Here is a 19704-nt window from a genome sequence, read left to right as displayed (position 1 = left end):
TGGCCGAATTAATAAAACTTTTGACCCATGGAAGCACTGTCCCGATCTGCTGCAAATACTGACTTAACTCCTGTTAACCTCCATGTCGCCACTTGCCCCATTTTATTTCTTAGTTTGGTTTTTTTGGGGAAGATCCAATCCAATGCCCTCTAAGTGGGCCAAATCTCTGCAAAGCACAGACAATACCTCAGGATCTAACGGACCTCTTAGGATGGAATTTATGTTAGCTTCCATATGTTCACGACTACCTGTCCCAAGGAGCACAACATCAGCACCAGACTCATGCCGCGCAAATCTATAGGCTGCATCAATAATCGTTTCCGCTCCACCTGTTTCTACGAGTAATTGTTCCAAGGCCGTCACATCACTATAATTCGAGGAAAGCAATCCATCCTGAAAAAGGTCCTGCAACGTCGAATTTAAGTACTCCATATTGCTAAAGATGCTGCGAACGGCGAACATAATTAGTGTCCCAATTCGCTCTCTAAGAGTGACTGGAAACACTGATGACCGAGCATTTTGATGCATTAAATGAAAGCCGACCATAATTACCTCAAACGGGAAATCATTCTCAAACGCCTCAACAAGCATAGTGTGTTTGGCGTCAAAAGGAGGACTTTCCGTTATTCCCAAGTGCCGGATCTTCCCGTCTTCCCGGGCACGCAACAAAAAAGGGACAAGCTCTTCCTTTACACGGGCATAATCCTCTGCCAACACTGCATGCAAGTGAAAAATATCAACATAATCCATTCTCAATGATTTCAGGGATTCCTCTAGATTTGATATGATTTCATGCCCAGACACAACCTGACCATCTCTGTTGACCAAACTTTTGGTCGATACAATTACCGAATCTCTTGGCTCTCCCTTTAAAGCCAACCCAACTATTTCCTCTGTTCCATACACCCTTGCTGTATCAAAGAAGTTCACACCTAAATCCACCGATTGTTTTACAAGATCTATAGACTGACTCTGACTTCTGCCCGTGCTTTTTCCCAATCGACTACTACCACCGCACCCAAGGCCCGCGACGCTGGCCATAATTTCAGTAGCGCCAAGTTTTACGTAGTCCATACTACCAGCAATGCCCCCTCAGCTTTTTCAGTTACCCACAACTTGTTTCAGCAAGTTAAAAAATTCTTTCTTGCGGCGTGTATTGATAGTCCAATTTATGGGTGGATTTTGAAATCCATTTGTATAATTACCAAAAGCAAAACCACCATTTGCAGCCGCTGCTGGATCGAAATACCCCCAACTTGCCCTACTCTCAAGAGCCTCCAAAAAGTTGTTACGGGGAGAATCAAACTCAAAATGGTCATCTTCATTAAAAACGATTGGTTGCCCCCGATAAGCATCCGAGAGGCGCACTCTTTCCACCATANGAGCTATACCACCTGGTTCATCAACGCCATTACCGTGTANCAAAATAAAATCTGAAGCCTCCAAAACCTCCGAAGAGGGGCACTCTCTCCTCGTGAANCTGGTTCCAACCAACAATCTATGATCTCCGTCNGAAATACTAAGTGAATCATAAATAAGCTCATGCACCCTTTTTGCCCCNAGTATCTCGTGACTATACCTAGGAATATCTGCTTCGTTATTTATCTCTATTATTACATTTCTATACCCACTATCTAAGATCCACTGACAAANCGTTTTGACAGCCGAACGTATTTCTTCTTCCCCTTTTATTCTGTTGTCTTGACCAAAATAGAACAATCCTAGACAAATCACTAAACCCGCTTTATCTGCCCTCTCAATAACCTTTTGCAACCGTCCAAGTGCTCCAGGCAAAATCTCACCTGACGACGTAAAGCCACTTGAATTCCAAGGTTGATGCTCAAGGCTCTNCAGGCCTTCCCATATATCCGCATTAGTTGCCCTGGGATGGNAANTTTTAACCCGCCGNGCAAGTTCGCTGANCCAGGCCTCTTCCCCCCTGTAGTAGCCTAGTGGGGAGCCACCCTGCATGTTAACGCTAATTGCCCGAAGACCATATCGCCAATAAACTGGGAACATTTCCGTCAACTCTTTTGTATTTCGTTCCGCGTCCCACATACCGGTGTCTATATAGGACCATAAATCCTGGGTTAGGCAGTTCAGNTCATCGAAAATCCCGTTGGCCATACGAGAGTTCAGCAACAATCCTTCAACCCTCGACTCTCTAAAAAATCTTCCTTTATAAGTTGGCTCCCCGTTGATACACCAATCATCCCCTCTAATGCTTACTATGGTTTTGGGGTTATACATCCAATAAATTCCTTGTATTCAGCATGTTGAACTCGCAGAATGTACCGTTAAAGATCGCCCTCAATTGGATTCGTCCCAACGGGAATTAATTGAATAATAGTAATTTGGTNGGTTTCAACAAGACTGCAATAACAAAACGTTAGGCGAAGGTAATGGCTTCTGTTGTAAACAAAAATAGCGTAGAGAATTTTCCAAGAGAAGACGCGGAATGGGAGTTGCGAGTACAATTGGCAGCTGCTTACCGACTTGTAGATTACTTTGGCTGGACCGAGCTAATTTTTGGCCATTTGACAGCTAGGGTTCCAGGGCGAGAGCCTCACTTCCTGATAAACCCGTACGGGCTATCCTACGACGAAGTAAAAGCTTCGAACTTGGTCAAAATTGATATTGATGGAAATATTATTGGAGAATCAGAATATCCGATCAATAAAGCTGGGTTTGTTATCCATTCTGCCGTCCATATGGCCCATTCGACGGAAAATAAATGCGTCATGCACACCCATACCAGAGCGGGGATGGCGGTAGCAGCAATTGAGGAGGGCCTCCAATCTATTTCCATGGTATCCACAGGATTTCACAATCGGATCTCTTATCACGACTACGAAGGCATAAGTCTGTACGAGGACGAACGAGCNCGACTTCTTGAAAACCTCGGAGAAAACAAAGCAATGATTCTACGAAACCATGGGCTACTCGTTGTTGGAGGAAGCGTTGCCGAGACGTTTATTCGCCTCTACCGCCTCGAAAGAGCATGCCAAATCCAACTTGATGCCTCCGCAGCTGGCACCCTAAATATTTTACCCGGCCAAATAGCAGACAAATCCGGCCGGGAAATGGATCAATTCTCAGAGCTTGAAACAGAAGATGGCATGGGCACGATAGAATTTGCCGCCCTGAGGCGCAAATTGGATAGGATAGACCCCAGTTACAAGAACTAGACCCTACAATAAAGGCATATAACTATCTAATACTCTTAGACACGACTCTCTGTCTTGCGTCGGGATTTGCAGCAAGGCCCGGTTCACTCCCATTTCCCTATATTGCTCCAACTTCTCCAGTTTCGGGGGCGCCCCAAATACTGTCACAGAGATAGTTTCTAAATCTCTCTCTCCCTCATCAGCAATACGGCGCAAACGTTTCATTCCATCTTTTATATCGGCACGCGGACGAGGAAGCCACCCATCACAAAATTCGACAACCCGTTTCAAGGTGTAATCTGTTTCTCCCCCCAAAATTATCGGTGGATGCGGTGTCTGTAGCGGCTTTGGCCAACAAAATGCAGGATCAAAGTCAACGAATTCCCCATGGAACTCGGCCTGTTCCTCTGTCCATAATTGCTTCATCGCCAAGACATTCTCACGCAACAGCTTAAATCGGCTGGAATATTTGGCACCATGGTTCTCCATCTCATCTACATTCCAGCCACCACCGATACCAAAAATTACTCGACCGCCGGAAAGTTCATCCAGACTTGCTACAGATTTAGCTGTGACTATCGGATCTCTCTGGGGAAGCAGACATATTCCTGTTCCAATTTTTAGCCTTTTTGTAGCCGCCGCGGCAAAGGAAAGCGCAACAAATGGGTCATAGGTATTGTAATACTCCTTAGGCAAGTCACCCCCTCCCGGCCAAGGTGTCCTGCGACTCGCCGGGATATGAGTATGCTCAGGGATCAGCATAGATTCGAAGCCACGCTCTTCCAGCTCTACTGCTAACTCCTCTATTCCAATAGAGTAAGCCGTTGAAAAGAAATATACCCCGATATCCATAATTCTTGCCTCCTGCTGATGCCGGTTTCCCAAGCTACCTGTTTTTTTCTCTACTGAACAAACTCCTGAAAAAGGATAAACGAACAGCTAGCATACGCATGAATAAGCCTATCACATTCAGTGAAGAATTAGATTGCCTTTCTTGCCTCTCAAGGGAAATTTTCCCAACTATTTGTTCGTTGAGATTTTTCTTGAACTCACCAGTAAGATGGTTCGCTACTTCTTGCACAAGAGCCGGCCTTCCCACCTGAGCTAATGCACCAAACAATTTATACTCCAATTCTACCTGTACAATGGTACCACTCTCTGAACTATTTGATAAGGAATACGCTAGAATGGCTGAAGCCTTTGATTTCGTAACCGTGTCCGCCCCGTCTCCTTGTATCATCCCCCGCCAATTATTTTTATCTCTCGACAGAGTTCCATCACCCTTAAACTGCAACCGCATAGGCCCCAGCCTCATTGCAACCTGACCAGAAAACGAACCATTCTGCAGCGGCCGTGTAATTTGCGCACCAGGAAAACACGAAGCAACGCGACTTAGGTCATCAAAGATTTCCCATACCCTTTCCCTGGAATGGTTTACATCAAACTCTTGAAGAATTTTCATAAAACATCCTTCTGATCCTTCAAGACACCCTTTATTGCATTCACTATCCCTTTATATCCAGTACACCGGCAAAGGTTCCCCGAAAGCTCCAGTCTTATTCGCGCTTCATCTGCATCAGGAATTCGCTTCGTAATATCGTATGCAGTTACTAACATTCCCGGAGTACAGAAACCGCATTGCAAGGCGTGTTCGGATGAAAATTTTTCCCTGATTGCTTCCATCCATGGATCATCCACAAAGCCCTCAATTGTCTTTATCTCGTCTCCCTCACAGGAAACAGCTCGCGCAATACACGAGCGCGCTGGAACACCATTAATAAACACTGTACAGGCACCACAAATACCGTGCTCGCATCCGAGGTGCGTTCCCGTAAGCGCCAAATTTTCCCGCAAGAAGTCAGCAAGGCTCTGGCGTGCCTCTACACTGGCCTCAACCTTACACCCGTTTACATGGAGACTAATATTGTGATTGCTCAATTTCCCGCCTCATGGATTGACCGTTGCAATAGGGTGTAATGCAGGCCTTTCTGATACCCCTTTCGATGAGAAATTAATGACTCAATCTTCTCCTCATTTGACTCCGAAAGGTTACAGTCAACCATTTTAGGAGTTACGTCCATAGCGCCAGCCGTAATTCGAAAAATTCCTTCGCTTTCATCTCTCAAACAAATAGATATGGCATCAGCAAATTCACCCGGTTTTCTAGATGACTTTAAATAACTCCATTTAGCCTTTCCTGTTAGTTCTTTGAACTCAATACGACTTACTAACGATTTATCCCCTAATCCAGTCGTAAATGGACCTACAATAAAATCCTTAACTTTAATGGAAGTCTCTCCGCCTTGATCTACCACCACAACACTTGCATCTAGAACAATCAGTACCGAGAGCCAATCGGCAGCTGGGTCTGCATGTACCAGGCTACCTCCCAAAGTTCCACGATTTCGGATAGCGCGGTAGGCAATTCCATGAGCAACTTCAGATAAAAATACTCCAGTGGGTCCCGGAATAATCCCATCTTCAATCGCTGAGTGAGTAACACGTGCCCCAATCCGAATGATTCCACTATCTGAAGTAACTTCCGTTAAAGATCTAACTCCACCTATATCAACTAAAAAGTCTGGCCTAACCAAGCGTAAATTCATCATTGGGCCAAGTGACTGCCCACCTGCCAGCACTTTTCCGTAGCCATCCCTTTCTGCAAGTACCGCTAACGCCTCCTCAACAGTGCTCATACGATGATACTCAAATGCTGTAGCTTTCAAGAGTCCGGTGTCCCATCTTGTTTAGCCATAGCGATCGCCTCTAAGATCCTTCTTGGGGTAATAGGGGTCTCAGTTATTTCAACACCTAGGGGATTCAGAGCATCATTTACAGCGCTGGAAATAGCGGCCACAGATCCAATAGCACCCCCTTCCCCTATGCCTTTTTGACCAAACTTTGAGTATGGTGATCGTGTTTCCATATGTTGCACTTCAATATCCGGGACTTCCGTAGCACCAGGCAATATATATTCCGCAAGTGTCGATGCCATGGGCTGGCCGTTTTCATCAAACGGCATCTCCTCATAAAGTGCTGTTCCTATTCCTTGTGCCGCACCCCCGTAGACTTGTCCATCGACAATCATAGGGTTGATTAACTTTCCACCATCCTCAACAATAACATATTTTAGTAAATCCACGCTTCCCAGTTCAGGATCTATGGACACTACTACCGCGTGGGCCGCGTAAGAGAAGGTTCCATCATCCCTCTCCATCTTATACCCTGCAGTAACCTCAAGGCCACCAGGGTCCACATCGTTCGGCAAATCTTGTGGCCGACGATACCAAGTTTGACAAACCTCTTGTATGGATATTTGACGAGTTGGGGTCTTCACCATGCCATTTTCTATATACGTATCCGAGACCTTGCTTTGCATCAAATGGGCCCCAATTTTACAAAGTCGCGCAGACAATTCTTCGCAGGCACGTGCTACCGCGCCCCCAGCCATGACTATAACTCTGGACCCCCAAGTGCCAGTTGAATATGGGGACAAAGCCGTGTCTCCATGCACGATCCTAATAGATGCAATATCCAGACCCAATATCTCGTGAGCAATTTGTGCAAGACTAGTTTCTGTTCCTTGACCATGACACTGAATTCCAACCCGAACCTCCAACTCCCCATCGGGGCTAAATCGGGCAAACGCCTGTTCATAACCTGGGATCATAGGAATACCCCAACCCGAGTAAACTGCCGTTCCGTGAGCCGCCTGCTCATTATAGATACTGAGACCGGCTCCTATCATAGGTCCTGTTGCGCCGGCACCTCTCTGTTGCCTCCGAACGGAACCAAGATCAATTGCCTCTACCGCCTTTCGAAGACAGGCAGGATAGTCTCCACTATCGAAATGTTTATTGGTAATATTGTTAAAAGGCATTTGATCTGGTTTCACCAGGTTCAGGAGTCGTATTTCGAACGGCTCCTTTCCCACTGAGCGCGCAACCAAATCAAGCATAGATTCTAACGCATAACACACTCCCGTCCGAGCCACTCCCCGATATGGCAAAATACCGCATTTATTGGTTGCCACAGACCAAGTCTTACAATTGTAATTAGGAATATTATATGGGCCTGGCAAAATGCTAGCGACCTGCGCTGCCTCGAGACAAGCTGTAAACGGATACGCAGAATAGGCGCCAGCATCTACATGTACCTGAGCATCCAACGAGAGCACTTCCCCCTCCTGATTTGCGCATAAGGTTATGTCATAATAATGTTCCCTGGCATTTGCAGCGGCTGTCAGGGCCTCACGACGGTCTTCCAACCAACGAACCGGGTTTCCACGCTTTAATGCCAACCAACAAACGATCACCTCTTCAGGCAACAACAAACCCTTGTATCCAAATCCCCCACCAACGTCTGGAGAGATCACCCGAATTGATGATTCATCTAGACCCAGGCACTCAGACAAACCCGAACGAACTATGTGCGGCATCTGAGTTGATGTGTGCACAGTGAGTTGCTCTAGTCGACTATCCCACTGTGCTACCACGCCTCGCCCTTCTAACGGAGCCATGCACTGGCGCGACATTCTCAATTTTCGATTCACTTTAATTGGAGCTGATAAGAGGGGTTCTGGCTGCCCCACCGATATCTGGGTCTCCAAGAAAACATTATCTCCCCAATCTTCATGTATTAAAGGCGCATCCGGCTTACGAGCATCCAACATATCCACGATGACCGGTAACGGCTCTATATCGGCATAGATCTCATCCACCTTATCCTCCGCTTCAGCCCGTGTAGCTCCAAGACACGCAGCGATTAATTCACCCACGTAGCACACCTTTTCCAAGGCCAACAAAGGTTGGTCGGAAGGCTTAAAACCCTTCAGGTTAGAAACAGCTCGAATAGGTTTGGTGCCGACAAGATCCTTCGCACAGTATACTGAATGGCGAAGGCTATCCGGAATTTCAATGTTATTTATAAGCCCGTGCGCAAATGGACTACGAATAAAAGCAACCTCTTCCATACGTGATAGTGCTATATCACCTACGAACCTCCCACTTCCGTTTAGGAATCTCCTGTCTTCTTTTCTAGGAACCGATCCGCCTACACCTGTCCCTCTATTCTTCACTGTCATATTTCTTCCGGCACCGGGATAATTGAAGCATTAGCCTCAAACTTTTTACCGCTTAGAAAACAAAATTTTGGCTCTAAAAGGCGGTCACTAACCATTTTCACTCCATCATTATCACTCAGCCGCCATCGTCCCCGAGAATCTTTCAACACAGAAATATCTGCACTAGACCCTACTCCCAAACCAACTCTTGGCGCCTCTATACCCAACATCTGGGCTGGAGCAGAGGTTACCATAGGCACGATTTCCTCGAGTGTTAGACCCAATGCCAGGAGTTCAGTCATCGCAGAACACAAACCAAATGGTATATTACCGCCAAACAGGTGCCCTTCATCGTCAGGCGAACTATTTTTAATCTTAGTGTTATAACCGTGCATGTCTGCGCCTAACGTGTCCGGCATTATTCCCGCATCCAATACACGCCTCGCTACGTCAAAACTAAAATGTGAGCCATGCCCAATATCTACTTTGACACCTTTTGCAATCATATCTTCAACAATAGGGTGGACTTTCCCATCATCGGCAACAAATCCTCCGGGATGGCGAGTGAATGGATGCGCCAAAACATCTCCTGGTTCAGCAAGATCCGCCAGATATGGTAAAATATGATCGCCGCCTGTCGGACTGTCTTTTTCCACTAGCGGCCATAACTGCCCTAAGTGGATGTATAGTGGCACCGAAGCCTGGCTCGCAATTTCTTTCGCCAACCTGACAACCTTATCTCCCCACCGCGAATAGCCCCCAATCTCCGCATGAGCTTTGACTCCCCGAATAATATCCCTGTTCTTTTGAATTGCCTTCACCGTTGCGTCAACATCAACGCACTGGGGTCCGTAAAGATCGCTATAGTAATGGCCTTCTAAACCTCCAATTACATAACATGAAAGAAAGGCCAAAATTTGTGTTTCTGAAGGCTTATCTATGTACTCTCGAAATGCAGGCAGAGTGATGCAGCTCGGGCCCCCTTGATCGACCAAGGTTGTCACACCCGAATTCACCCCGACTAAATCTGCAGGAAGCCCAAAACCACCGGTGACGTGCCTAAATATATGAGCGTGCGTGTCAATCAAGCCGGGCAGGACTAAATGGCCATTCACGTCTACAGTATGTTGATCAGTTCGCACAGCAATCGACTGACCCAGTGCCGCAATTTTCCCATCCCTCACTGCTATGTCAGCGATTTCATCCAACCGGTTGCTGGGATCTATAACCCTCCCGCCTGTTAGGACCACGTCATACTTTGGACTACGGTCGTCTGTGATTGTCATGATTAGGACCTCCCAGTACTAATCTTAAAGCAATAGCTAATGTCGTGAGAGCGCCCACATCTGCTCAGGTAACCATAACGCCAATCCCGGAAAAAGAATGACTAAAGCCAACGCGATAACTTCTAGGGCGATAAATGGCATGACACCTTTGTACATATGTGACAGCTTAATTTCAGGCGGACTTATCCCTCTCAAATAAAAGATAGCAGGTGCCATCGGAGGCGTCAGATAACTAGTCTGTATTACTATAAGAAACAATACACAAAACCAACTTTTGACCTGCGAGGGATCCATCCCATAAAATTCAATTTTTTCTATAAGCGGAATGGCAATCGGTATAATAATTAAAATTATTGAAATTAGGTCCAAAACAAAACCAGCTATGAATGCCAATAATAACAGTATAAACAAAGTGGTCCAACCGGAGAGCTCCGCTGCCTCTACTAGATGTTGAGTGCCAATCAAGCCGCCAGAAATCGTGAACACATTGGCAAACATATTTCCTGCAACAAGGATAGTTAGAATCATTGCAGTAACCAAAAGCGTGCGAACTAAGGCTTCTTTGAATACTGAGAAACTAAAGCGCCCATACACTAGTGTTAAGACAATTGTTCCAAAAGCACCCATAGCCGCTGCTTCAGTGGGGGTTGCCCACCCCAATATAATTGTACCTAAAACTGCAAAGATTAGGGTTAACGGGGGCAATAATGCCTCAGCGGTTATCCACAATTTACGGCCCAAAGGAGGTTCGTTCTCATCAGGCGGAAGTCTGCGCCCGTCTTCAGGACAAATACTACACCGAACTAGTATGTAAATAATGTACAGGGCCGCCAAAATTAGGCCAGGAAATAGCATTCCCATAAATAGACCGCCCACATCAACGTCTGCGACAGGACCAAGAACTATCACCACAACCGAAGGAGGAATGATTGTTCCAAGAGAACCACCCGCACAAATTGTTCCTGCTATCAAACCCTTATCATAGGCATATCGGAGCATTACCGGGATAGCTAACAAGCCTACAACTGACTCGGTAGCACCTACGACACCGCTGGAAGCAGCAAAGATCACACACAAAATGACAGTCCCAACCGCTAAGCCACCGGGAAGTCTCCGGGTCCAAAGGTGGATTGCCTCAAACAAACGCTCTGCAATGCCTGAGCGTTCAAATAATGACCCCATCAATATAAAAAGTGGAACCGCGGCAAGAATAGAGTTCGAGGCCACCGAATCGATGACTTGAGTGAAAAGATTGACGGCCGGGAGGGAAAAATTAAAGGCTATTGCACCAAAAACGAATGCCACTGAAAACAGAGAGAACGCTACAGGAAAGCCAAAAAAAATCATGACCATCAGAGCAGGAAACATCCATAACGCTAGACTGACACCCATAACAACTACCTCGCGTCCATAGATTTGGGCTCAGGACTACTCGCCTGTGTGAGAACCAAAAGGCACTTAAGTATTTCAACTGTTGTTTGCAGTAAGAGCAGCAAAAAACCCACCACAAAAGTGAATTTGAAGGGCCAAATAATAGGATTCCAGGCCGATTCCCCAGACAATTCATTAACCCGATAGGCTTGATAAAAATAGTCCCAGAGCCCAGCGGAAAGCCACAAAACCATTGGGATAAATACGCAGTACCCAGCAATATCAATAACTGCTTTCTTTTTCGGTGATGCCCTATCGTAAAAAAAATCTACCCTGACATGTCGCCTCATTTGCATGCAATAGGCTATGCCCAACATAAAGGATGTTCCCATTAGCATGTAGGACATTTCGTAGGCCCATTGAGTAGGAGAGCCCAGAAAATACCGTGATACTACCTCTATGACCATAGCAGCTATCAACAGACTAATTGCCCATGCACCTACGAGGGCGAAAATCCTATTATAATTTTCTACTATCGTGATAAGTGGGTTAACACTCCATTTTCTTAACGACTGCAGGGTTCCAATTAGTAAAACCAATCCGCAACTGAAGAGAAACATGGAGATTAGGAACTCAAAGAATCCTGCAACTGGCCCCTCCCCTGCCCTCGAAAAAATTTCGGCAGTGGAATATAGATAGGTCTCCACGAAATATATGGAAACGCGTCCAATAAACGAAAAAAAGTTCCCAAAAAAATCCAATGAAGATCCCCTGCAAAGTGTTCAACTGGAACAGCCATATGTACAAACTACTTGGGTGCAACCCAGTATTCAAGATCTGCAAAAATAAGTTGTTTTGCACAATTGGGAGAGATGAATCTAGCTCTTCAAAAGAACAGAGTGTTTTTGATTGAAAAGTTTGCGGATAATGCCCAGATAATACTCTGACAATTGGCAGGTATTGACCCATTTTGGTAGACTAACTCGTGGCAACAAAATATGGAGAAATTCGTTGAATGACCTACTTGTAGTCGCCCGCGCTTTCAATTTTGCTTCTCAACGGCACTCCAAACAGAGAAGAAAAGGTGAGGCCCAAGAACCCTACATTAACCACTTAGCTGAAGTAGCCCTGCTGGTGACAGAGGCAACAAAAGGCAAAGACCCTAATTTGGTTGCCGCAGCCCTACTCCACGATACGATAGAAGATACAGACACCACATGTGAAGAATTAGCTATCTGCTTTAATGACGATATAGCAAACCTGGTAAACGAAGTCACTGATGACAAAACCCTTCGCAAAGAAGAGAGAAAGAAGTTACAGATCACCAATGCTTCCAAGAAAACTCAGCGTGCAAAAATCCTTAAAGTAGCCGACAAAACATCTAATTTGCGTTCCATAACTAAAAGCCCTCCAAAAAATTGGGACTCGTTGCGGAAGGCCGAATATATTGATTGGGCAATGCGAGTTGTTGCTGGCCTTGGCGATGTCCCAAGAGAGTTGAAGGGTCACTTTGACACCGCAGTTGAGAAGGCGCGAAACTCAGTTTAAGGGGAATTCGTTTCATTTTTTTTCGACAAAAAAACGAGGTTAGCTATACTCCCGTTATCGGATAGTATTTTACACACTGAAAAAGAATACCGAGCTCTATGAGGATTACGCGTAATGGGCAATATGACTAAGTTTAATCGACCGGATGGAGGCCAAACGAATGGTTATTTGTCCACTTCAACAGGCAACAAAGGTGGTGTTGTTATCATTCAGGAATGGTGGGGCCTCAACGACCAAATTTGCGGGGTAGCCGACCGTTTTGCTAGAGCAGGTTACAACGCTCTAGCCCCAGATTTATATAAAGGTCGGGTAACACAGGACCCCGATGAAGCCGGCCACATGATGAACGGGCTTGACTTCCCAGGAGCAACCCACCAGGACATTCGCGGGGCTGCCCGACACCTTTTGGACACCAGCTCGAAGGTAGCCGTTATGGGGTTTTGCATGGGAGGAGCCCTGACGCTCGCCAGCGCTGTCCATGTACCGGAATGTTCTGCAGGAATTTGTTTTTATGGCATTCCCCCCGATGAATTTGCTTCTCCGAAAGATATTAGGGTCCCGTTTCAAGGTCATTTTGCCAACCAAGATGATTGGTGCACTCCTGCCGCTGTTGATGAATTAGAAAATACACTCCAGCAGGCCAAAGTAGGGCATAGCATTTTTCGGTACGATGCAGCGCACGCCTTTTTTAATGAACAAAGTGATGCCTATAATGTGGCAGCACAACGCGATTCTTGGGCCCGAGCAACTAATTTCCTAGAAGAAACTCTCTAAACTCTGGCTCTGCCGAATCATTATAAGAGCTGCTAAAACTACCATGGATTTTTCTAAGGAATGGAGGGGAGCCTGAGGGAACAATGGAATTATATGATGTAATGCGTACTACCTTCGCCGCTCGCGAATATACGGGCGAAGGTATACCCGAAGAAGTACTTTATGAAATATTGGATAATGCCCGTTTCGCACCTAGCGGGGGAAACCGCCAAGGGAACCACGTTATAATCATACGCGACCAGGAAACACGAGAAAAATTAGTAGAAATTCTGGAGCCTCCAGCGAAGAAGTATCACGCCCAAGTGAAAGCGGGCGAGAATCCCTGGAACAGTGTATCGCAAACAAATGTAAGTGCTGCTGAAATTGCTCGAACACCTCCACCAACTAGACTTATGGAGCCATATAAAAAGGCGTCTTGTCTCCTAGCGATAGCTCTCGACCTCAGAGTGGTTGCTTCAATGGACCAATACCTGGATCGCGTTGGAATAATAAGTGGAGCATCCATTTATCCATTCGTATGGAATATCCTCATGGCCGCCCGCCAAGCAGGTTTCGGAGGGACGATTACTACATTGGCCGCCGCCGAAGAGCCTACGGTCCAAATGCTTCTTGAGCTTCCCAATTACGTTGCAATTGCTGCAATAATTCCACTGGGAAAACCAGTGAAGCAACTAACAAAGCTAAAACGTCGACCTGTTGAAGAAATCACAACGTACGATACCTTCCAAGGCCCAAAGTTCTCAAAACCTTAGTTTCAACAATCCAAACTATGCTTTGCTCCCAGTCAGTTCTGCTAGAAGTTTGCAGAAAAATGACCACCATCCAAGAGAAGTGACTGTCCAGTGATAAAGCCACTGTGCACACTGCACAAAAACGCGCAAGCGTGACCAAACTCCCCAGTGGTACCCAGACGCCCAACGGGGATATTTCCTATTAGACTGGCACGAGCCTCGTCAACAGTACGCCCTGTGGCCTTTGCTGCACCTTTGAATCCGGTCTGGGCCCGATCCGTATCAAAAATCCCTGGCTGTAAATTATTGATCGTAACATTATTGGATGCCACTTCCCTACAGACAGAAGCCACAAAAGCGGTAAGACCAGAACGCGCAGCACTGGACATCGCTAAACCCGGAAAGGGCATTTTAACCGCTATTGAAGTAATGTTCACAATACGTCCAAAACCGCGCTCAACCATTCCATCGACTGTTTCTTTGATCAATTCAACGGGAGCAATCAAGTTCGCAGTTAAACCCGCATCCCATTCGTTTCTTCCCCAATCCCTGAAATTTCCGGGCGGTGGCCCCCCGTTGTTATTAACTAGGATGTCCGGGTCTGGACAAGCTTCCAGCAACGCAGCCCGGCCTTCGGGTAAATCCAAGTTTGCCACTACAGCCTGCACATTAACATTGAAGGACTTGGCAATTTCTTCGGCTGTCCTGGTCACCGTCTCCTTATTAATTCCGTTTATAACCAGGGAAACACCCTCTTCCGCTAATGCCTCCGCACAACCCCGACCAAGGCCTCTGCTGGACGCGCAAACAATAGCCTTTTTTCCTCTTAATCCAAGTTCCATAACTAGTAATATCCATCTATATGTGAAATGTTTTGGCTCACATTAGCTCCTGTGAAGCTGCATTCAAACAAAATTTCTAAATTAGATTTAGCTCCTTGACCTTTAGGCAATTTACTAAGAAGCTGGCCAGTGACGGACCATTGCCAAGGGAAACTAAATGGAAGAAATGGCACCATTTCTCGACTCCACCGATCTTCAGGGAGATAGCACCGCGCTAAAGGAACGGCTGGACCGCGATGGATACCTTTTTATAAGGGAACTCCTGCCAAAAAACGATGTTTTGCGCGTACGTCGCCGTCTTCTAGAAAAGGCATCAAAAGGGGGTTGGCTTGATCCAAAGACCCCTATTGAAGCTGGCATTGCCAACCGACAAGCTGCATGCAAAGACCCTGAAGAAACCTATATGCAGGTATTTCCAGGTATCTGGAGTGATGAAGAATTACATAGACTAAGGACACATCCACAAGTATTAGAGTTTTTTGACTCTATCTTTGGTGAACCAACCTTAGCGCATCCCTCTTTTGTACAGCGAAACATCTTCCCTCAAGGCCCTGATTTTGATTTCACCACCCGGCCCCATCAAGACAAGCCAAACATAGGTGGAGATACTAACTACGCTCTCTGGGCTCCGCTAGGAGATTGTCCGGTCAACAAAGGGGCTTTGGCAATTGCAGCCGGATCTCATAAATTTGGGGCACTGGACATTAAAGTCAGTTCAGGCGCTGGCGGTATGGAGATAGCTGTTCCAATCCCAGGAGCATGGGTGACAGGTTCGTTCCTTACAGGAGATGCTTTAATATTTTGTGACGAAGCTGTTCATCAAGCCATGCCAAACCGCACATCAGAAATTAGGCAGTCTTTTGATGCCCGATATCAACCCGCTAGTCACACCATATGTGAGAATCAACTAGAGCCCTACCCGGGGTGTGGCTCCTGGGACGAAGTTTACGGGAGTTGGGATTCTGAACATCAGCAATACTACTGGAAGAAATTCGACCTTAAGACAGTTCCTTTGGATCGCTCTGTTTATGAAGCCCGAGATCAAATGGCATTCAAGATGGCAGAAAATGGGGAGATCGAGTGCAGAGATACTTTACTGCGTATTGTCCAGCGGGACAAAGATCCGGAAAAGATAAAAAAAGCCAAGTCACTTTTGGTCGATCTGGATGACACTTCAAACAACAACATTCCGCTCCCAAGGGCTGGACCTAGTGAAAGAATTTCCAGTTGACACCCTTTTATATAATGAAGCGGCAGCTAACGCGTCCAGCACCTTATAAAAAAAGTGAGCGATTTAGTGAAAATCTGGCCTCACAATGGCTCCCTATGGCGAGCTGCTTAATCTTCAAGACCCAAAACTTGAGGTTCAGACGATAGGCTTTTTAGAACAATCTTTAGGTACTCACCTGCAGCAACTAAAAGTGAACGCACTTCGATCCCAGAAGAAAATATCTAAAGACCCGGATGTTTTGGTGCTATCCGGGCTTGCTTTTACAGCCTTTCCGATAGGGGCAGTCGCCCCCCTACAGGCTTGGATGCCGCCAATTTTATCAGTCGTAGCACTCCTTTATCTACGTCGAAAAAATTTAATGTCTCTCATTCCGTCTCCACGGATTGTTACTTATATTTTTGGCCTGATAATCATCTGGTCGTTCATAGCTAGCCTATGGTCACTAGACGTTTACACCTCACTCTTTGCTACTGCCCGCCTTGGAACAATCTTTCTGTTTTTGGTCATCTTATTACAAGTAGCGCAAAACCTTACTAAACAAAGCCGTGAAATCGTGAGACTATGGCTAGTTAGGGGTTTCCTGATTGGCACTTATTTAGCCTTGGCTAAAGGTACAGTTTCAATACTGCTTACCTTGCAGGATGCAGCATCTCTAACACACCATGACTACAGCTCACTCAACTATTTGTTTCAAAACTCTGCCTTAGTCACTGGCCTTAATGAAACAACTGTTATTATGACACTGCTTTGTTTTCCAACCATCTCCTGCATTACAGAGACTTATGGTAGGCGTAGCTCTATAATTTATATTGTGCCCATATCACTACTCCTAGTTTTTCTGGGACCTCTGGCTACTATTTTGGCGTTCCTCGCAGGAGCAATTGTTTTTGTAGTTTGCCAACATTCCCTCTACTACGCCACCCTTCTCGTCAAACTCAGTGTGTCTGCCTATCTGATATTTATTATTTTTCTGCATAATATTGAAGATTGGTTAACAAGAGCATTTATTGGTGGATTAAGCCTTCCAGATCATGCGCTCCATAGATTGTCCATCTGGAAATTCACCTCAGAAAGAATTGCTGAGCAACCCTTTCGCGGATATGGACTCAACACCTCACGGATTTTTCCTGGAGCTAACTCACAAACAACTTGGTATAACGAGTCAACTAACACAATAATAAGCGCCCCGTTTATGCCACTCCACCCCCACAGTGCCTTCCTTCAAATCTGGTTAGAGTTGGGCAGCCTGGGGGTTATTCTGACGATAGGAGTACTCTATATTATGATTTCGGGAATTTCTAAAATCCCCAATGTAATGGCCGCCGCAGCTATTATGGCTACGTTTGTTATAGCTTTCACTCTAACCCAACTGAGTTTCGGAATTTGGCAGGGCTGGCTCATGGGAGCCCTATGCACAACTGTTATTTTAGCCCAAAGCCTTATCGATCCTGGAGAACCTTATAAGGGTCCAAACGATGGCCTATAGAAAAATAGTCACCAACAAGATCTATAACGTGCACACAATTATACGTTGCAGCCATGGCCCGATCTTGCCTACGCTCCACCTAAAATTGGAAGATGTACAGTGCTAAAACAGATTGCAAAGGCTATCAAAGATCCTGGGCTTTTTCAGACCTGGCTTATGGCTAAATTTGCCTCTTCTCTATGCAAAAACAAACTAATCAACAATTGCAAAACAGCAGGAATAAGAAAGCCATGTTTTTTGCTTTCTTTTGACTGTGACTTGGATTCCGACAGCGCGGTCGTAACTGAGCTCCATGCACAATTTGCTTCGAAGGGTATATGCCCCCTCTATGCAGTTCCTGGAGAAATATTGATTAGCTCAGCATCAGTATATCAGGACCTTGCCCGCGAGGGCGCAACTTTCATTAACCATGGCTTTAAGCGCCACGCCTCGCCGAACGCAGAATCTCCCTCAAGAATTGGCAGTTATTTTTATGATGAGCTCTTACCAGCAGAATGGCAGAAAGATATAAAGCTCGGTCATGAAGCCATTGCCGATATAATCGGTGAACCCCCAACTTCCTTTCGTACGCCACACTTTGGCAGCTTTGATAGTCCAGGCAATCTGCGGACTCTCTGGGAGTTCCTCGCAAAAAATAATTATAGGTTTTCTAGCTCTACACGCCCGTTATTTGGCCTAAGGTATGGCCCGGTTTTTAAGAGAGCCGGGATCATGGAATTCCCACTAAGTGGATGTCTATCTCAACCAGAACAGATCTTGGATAGCTGGGGGCTCCTTAACCACACGCCAAGTGGCCAAGGCCGCTTATTAACAGAACTTCAAAATTACTTGTCTCTGATGCGAAGCAATCACCCTCTACTGCTCAATATTTATATGGACCCGGGCGATATTGTGGATAAAGCAGAAATTCTCAAAATGTTGGAAAGCTTTGCCCCCTTTTCTGTAAGGAATTTCTCTGAAATAACTCACCACAACCGCGGCAGGTGAAACTAAAATGAGAATTCTCTGCATCTGCTATTGCTTTTCACCCGCCGCCATTCCAGAAGCCTACGTAAGTGCTAAAATAATGGGTGCCATTCCAAAGGCTGACATAACAGTTCTTACTTTAGCCCCTCAGGCACATCCAGGCCGGCCAGATCACAGCCTAGAAGGATATATAAAAGAACGATTCCACGAAATTTTGTATGTGGGTGGGAGTTGGTCCTCCTATCTTGGAAAAATTCCGCGCCTTCCATTTCGTCCTGATCGTTACCTGCTATTAAATCGCATTGTAAGAAACCAGGCTGAGACCCTCAGACCCACAACCTTTGATGTCATCGTTACTCGCTCTCAATACCATTCCGTGCACGGAGTAGGACATTCATTAAAGAAACGCTATCCGGATATCCCTTGGGTTGCTAGTTTTTCAGACCCATGGTCCGGAGACATATACGAACGCTCCATTCCACTAGCATCCTCATGGAGCCATCGACTGGAAAAACAAGTGTTCTCTTCCGCAAATGCCCTAGTATTCCCCACAAGGGAAATGGCCAAGTTTGTCGGTCGCCAACACCCCACTATGTATTTAGCCGAAAAGAGCCATGTGCTTCCACATTGCTTTGATCCAATCCTATACAAAAACGCGTCTCCCCGTAAACCTTCAGACGTGCTTGATGTTGGTATATTTGGGTCTTTTTATGGCCCGCGCTCACCAATTTTGTTATTAGAGGCCATAAATTTAGCTCTAAGTAAATTTGAGATGCCACATTTTGTGGTAAAAGTATTTGGCAAAGGAAGAAGCATATTGAATGATGCACTAGAAGATTTTCCAGCAGTTAAAAGGCATGTTGTGCATGCTGGCGAACTTCAATATTCAACGGCTTTAGCAAAAATGGAGACCTTGGATATGTTGCTGCTCTTCGATGCACCTATGGCACCACCCTCTATTTATTTGCCATCCAAGTTAATTGACTACCTAGGCGCTAAACGACCTATTTTTGCGATCACTCCGGAAGGGGCCAGCTCTGATTTGGTTCGCGAGATTGGCGGATGGACTGCCAACCCAGAAAATCCAGCCGAAGTGGCTTTAAGATTCTCGGAATCTCTAAAAAAAGTGAAAAGAGGAAATTTCAAGGCGAATGAAGAGATAATTAGCCACTACTCTAGCAGGGAAATCGGGGCCCGTTTTAGTCAAATTCTTGAATCTCTTGTGAGCAAATAGGGCGAT

At 45.8% G+C, this 19704-nt stretch carries 19 protein-coding genes; 8 read left to right on the top strand and 11 right to left on the bottom strand.

Annotated features, from left to right (window positions below; translation table 11 throughout):
• Positions 1-102: 102 nt before the first annotated feature.
• Complete coding sequence (locus tag CMM32_06965; protein ID MBT06640.1) at positions 103-1074, bottom strand: aldo/keto reductase; 972 nt, start codon at positions 1072-1074, stop codon at positions 103-105.
• 27 nt (positions 1075-1101) lie between these two features.
• Complete coding sequence (locus CMM32_06960) at positions 1102-2250, bottom strand: hypothetical protein (protein MBT06639.1); 1149 nt, start codon at positions 2248-2250, stop codon at positions 1102-1104.
• 152 nt (positions 2251-2402) lie between these two features.
• Between CMM32_06960 and CMM32_06955 the strand changes: the two genes are divergently transcribed.
• Positions 2403-3188 carry a class II aldolase gene (locus tag CMM32_06955; GenBank protein MBT06638.1) on the top strand — a complete coding sequence of 262 codons (786 nt, stop codon included), beginning with the start codon at positions 2403-2405 and terminating at the stop codon, positions 3186-3188.
• A gap of 3 nt (positions 3189-3191) precedes the next feature.
• Here CMM32_06955 and CMM32_06950 read toward each other — a convergent pair whose 3' ends face one another.
• From CMM32_06950 to CMM32_06915, 8 genes are read right to left on the bottom strand one after another with little or no spacing between them, the layout of a single operon-like run.
• Complete coding sequence (locus CMM32_06950; GenBank protein MBT06637.1) at positions 3192-4019, bottom strand: LLM class F420-dependent oxidoreductase; 828 nt, start codon at positions 4017-4019, stop codon at positions 3192-3194.
• A gap of 34 nt (positions 4020-4053) precedes the next feature.
• Positions 4054-4629, bottom strand: a complete 576-nt coding sequence (locus CMM32_06945; GenBank protein ID MBT06636.1) for a hypothetical protein — start codon at positions 4627-4629, stop codon at positions 4054-4056.
• On the bottom strand, positions 4626-5105 hold the full coding sequence (locus CMM32_06940; protein ID MBT06635.1) for a (2Fe-2S)-binding protein: 480 nt from the start codon (positions 5103-5105) through the stop codon (positions 4626-4628). The genes CMM32_06945 and CMM32_06940 overlap by 4 nt, the downstream gene beginning before the upstream one ends.
• Positions 5102-5893, bottom strand: coding sequence for a carbon monoxide dehydrogenase (locus CMM32_06935; GenBank protein MBT06634.1), 792 nt, complete (start codon positions 5891-5893; stop codon positions 5102-5104). Before CMM32_06935 ends, CMM32_06940 begins: the two co-directional genes overlap by 4 nt.
• Complete coding sequence (locus CMM32_06930) at positions 5890-8250, bottom strand: carbon monoxide dehydrogenase (protein ID MBT06633.1); 2361 nt, start codon at positions 8248-8250, stop codon at positions 5890-5892. Before CMM32_06930 ends, CMM32_06935 begins: the two co-directional genes overlap by 4 nt.
• On the bottom strand, positions 8247-9515 hold the full coding sequence (locus CMM32_06925; protein ID MBT06632.1) for an amidohydrolase/deacetylase family metallohydrolase: 1269 nt from the start codon (positions 9513-9515) through the stop codon (positions 8247-8249). The genes CMM32_06930 and CMM32_06925 overlap by 4 nt, the downstream gene beginning before the upstream one ends.
• Before the next feature lie 36 nt (positions 9516-9551).
• Entirely contained in the window at positions 9552-10907 is a 1356-nt protein-coding gene (locus CMM32_06920; GenBank protein MBT06631.1) for a C4-dicarboxylate ABC transporter permease, read from the bottom strand.
• A 5-nt stretch (positions 10908-10912) separates the two neighbouring features.
• On the bottom strand, positions 10913-11506 hold the full coding sequence (locus CMM32_06915) for a C4-dicarboxylate ABC transporter substrate-binding protein (protein MBT06630.1): 594 nt from the start codon (positions 11504-11506) through the stop codon (positions 10913-10915).
• Between the two features lie 376 nt (positions 11507-11882).
• Here CMM32_06915 and CMM32_06910 point away from each other — a divergent pair, with 376 nt between their 5' ends.
• From CMM32_06910 to CMM32_06900, 3 genes are all read left to right on the top strand, one after another.
• Positions 11883-12434, top strand: a complete 552-nt coding sequence (locus CMM32_06910; protein MBT06629.1) for a phosphohydrolase — start codon at positions 11883-11885, stop codon at positions 12432-12434.
• 114 nt (positions 12435-12548) lie between these two features.
• Entirely contained in the window at positions 12549-13208 is a 660-nt protein-coding gene (locus CMM32_06905; protein ID MBT06628.1) for a carboxymethylenebutenolidase, read from the top strand.
• A gap of 83 nt (positions 13209-13291) precedes the next feature.
• Positions 13292-13960 (top strand): nitroreductase, encoded by a 669-nt coding sequence (locus CMM32_06900; protein MBT06627.1) that lies wholly within the window; start codon positions 13292-13294, stop codon positions 13958-13960.
• 41 nt (positions 13961-14001) lie between these two features.
• On the opposite strand, the gene CMM32_06895 is transcribed toward CMM32_06900, so the two are convergent.
• Positions 14002-14781 carry a hypothetical protein gene (locus CMM32_06895; protein ID MBT06626.1) on the bottom strand — a complete coding sequence of 260 codons (780 nt, stop codon included), beginning with the start codon at positions 14779-14781 and terminating at the stop codon, positions 14002-14004.
• A 157-nt stretch (positions 14782-14938) separates the two neighbouring features.
• Here CMM32_06895 and CMM32_06890 point away from each other — a divergent pair, with 157 nt between their 5' ends.
• The 4 genes from CMM32_06890 (at position 14939) to CMM32_06875 (ending at position 19698) form a co-directional block, all read left to right on the top strand.
• Positions 14939-16012 (top strand): hypothetical protein, encoded by a 1074-nt coding sequence (locus CMM32_06890; protein MBT06625.1) that lies wholly within the window; start codon positions 14939-14941, stop codon positions 16010-16012.
• An 85-nt stretch (positions 16013-16097) separates the two neighbouring features.
• The gene (locus tag CMM32_06885; GenBank protein ID MBT06624.1) at positions 16098-17498 is read left to right on the top strand and encodes a hypothetical protein; all 1401 of its coding nucleotides are present in this window, start codon (positions 16098-16100) and stop codon (positions 17496-17498) included.
• 99 nt (positions 17499-17597) lie between these two features.
• Entirely contained in the window at positions 17598-18485 is an 888-nt protein-coding gene (locus CMM32_06880; GenBank protein ID MBT06623.1) for a hypothetical protein, read from the top strand.
• 7 nt (positions 18486-18492) lie between these two features.
• The gene (locus CMM32_06875; protein ID MBT06622.1) at positions 18493-19698 is read left to right on the top strand and encodes a hypothetical protein; all 1206 of its coding nucleotides are present in this window, start codon (positions 18493-18495) and stop codon (positions 19696-19698) included.
• Positions 19699-19704: the final 6 nt, after the last annotated feature.

Source organism: Rhodospirillaceae bacterium (genome assembly GCA_002728255.1).
In the GTDB taxonomy this organism is placed as follows: Bacteria; Pseudomonadota; Alphaproteobacteria; order UBA7887; family UBA7887.
The sequence above is the reverse complement of the archived record's forward strand: the minus strand, read 5'-3'. Positions and strand labels throughout refer to the sequence as shown.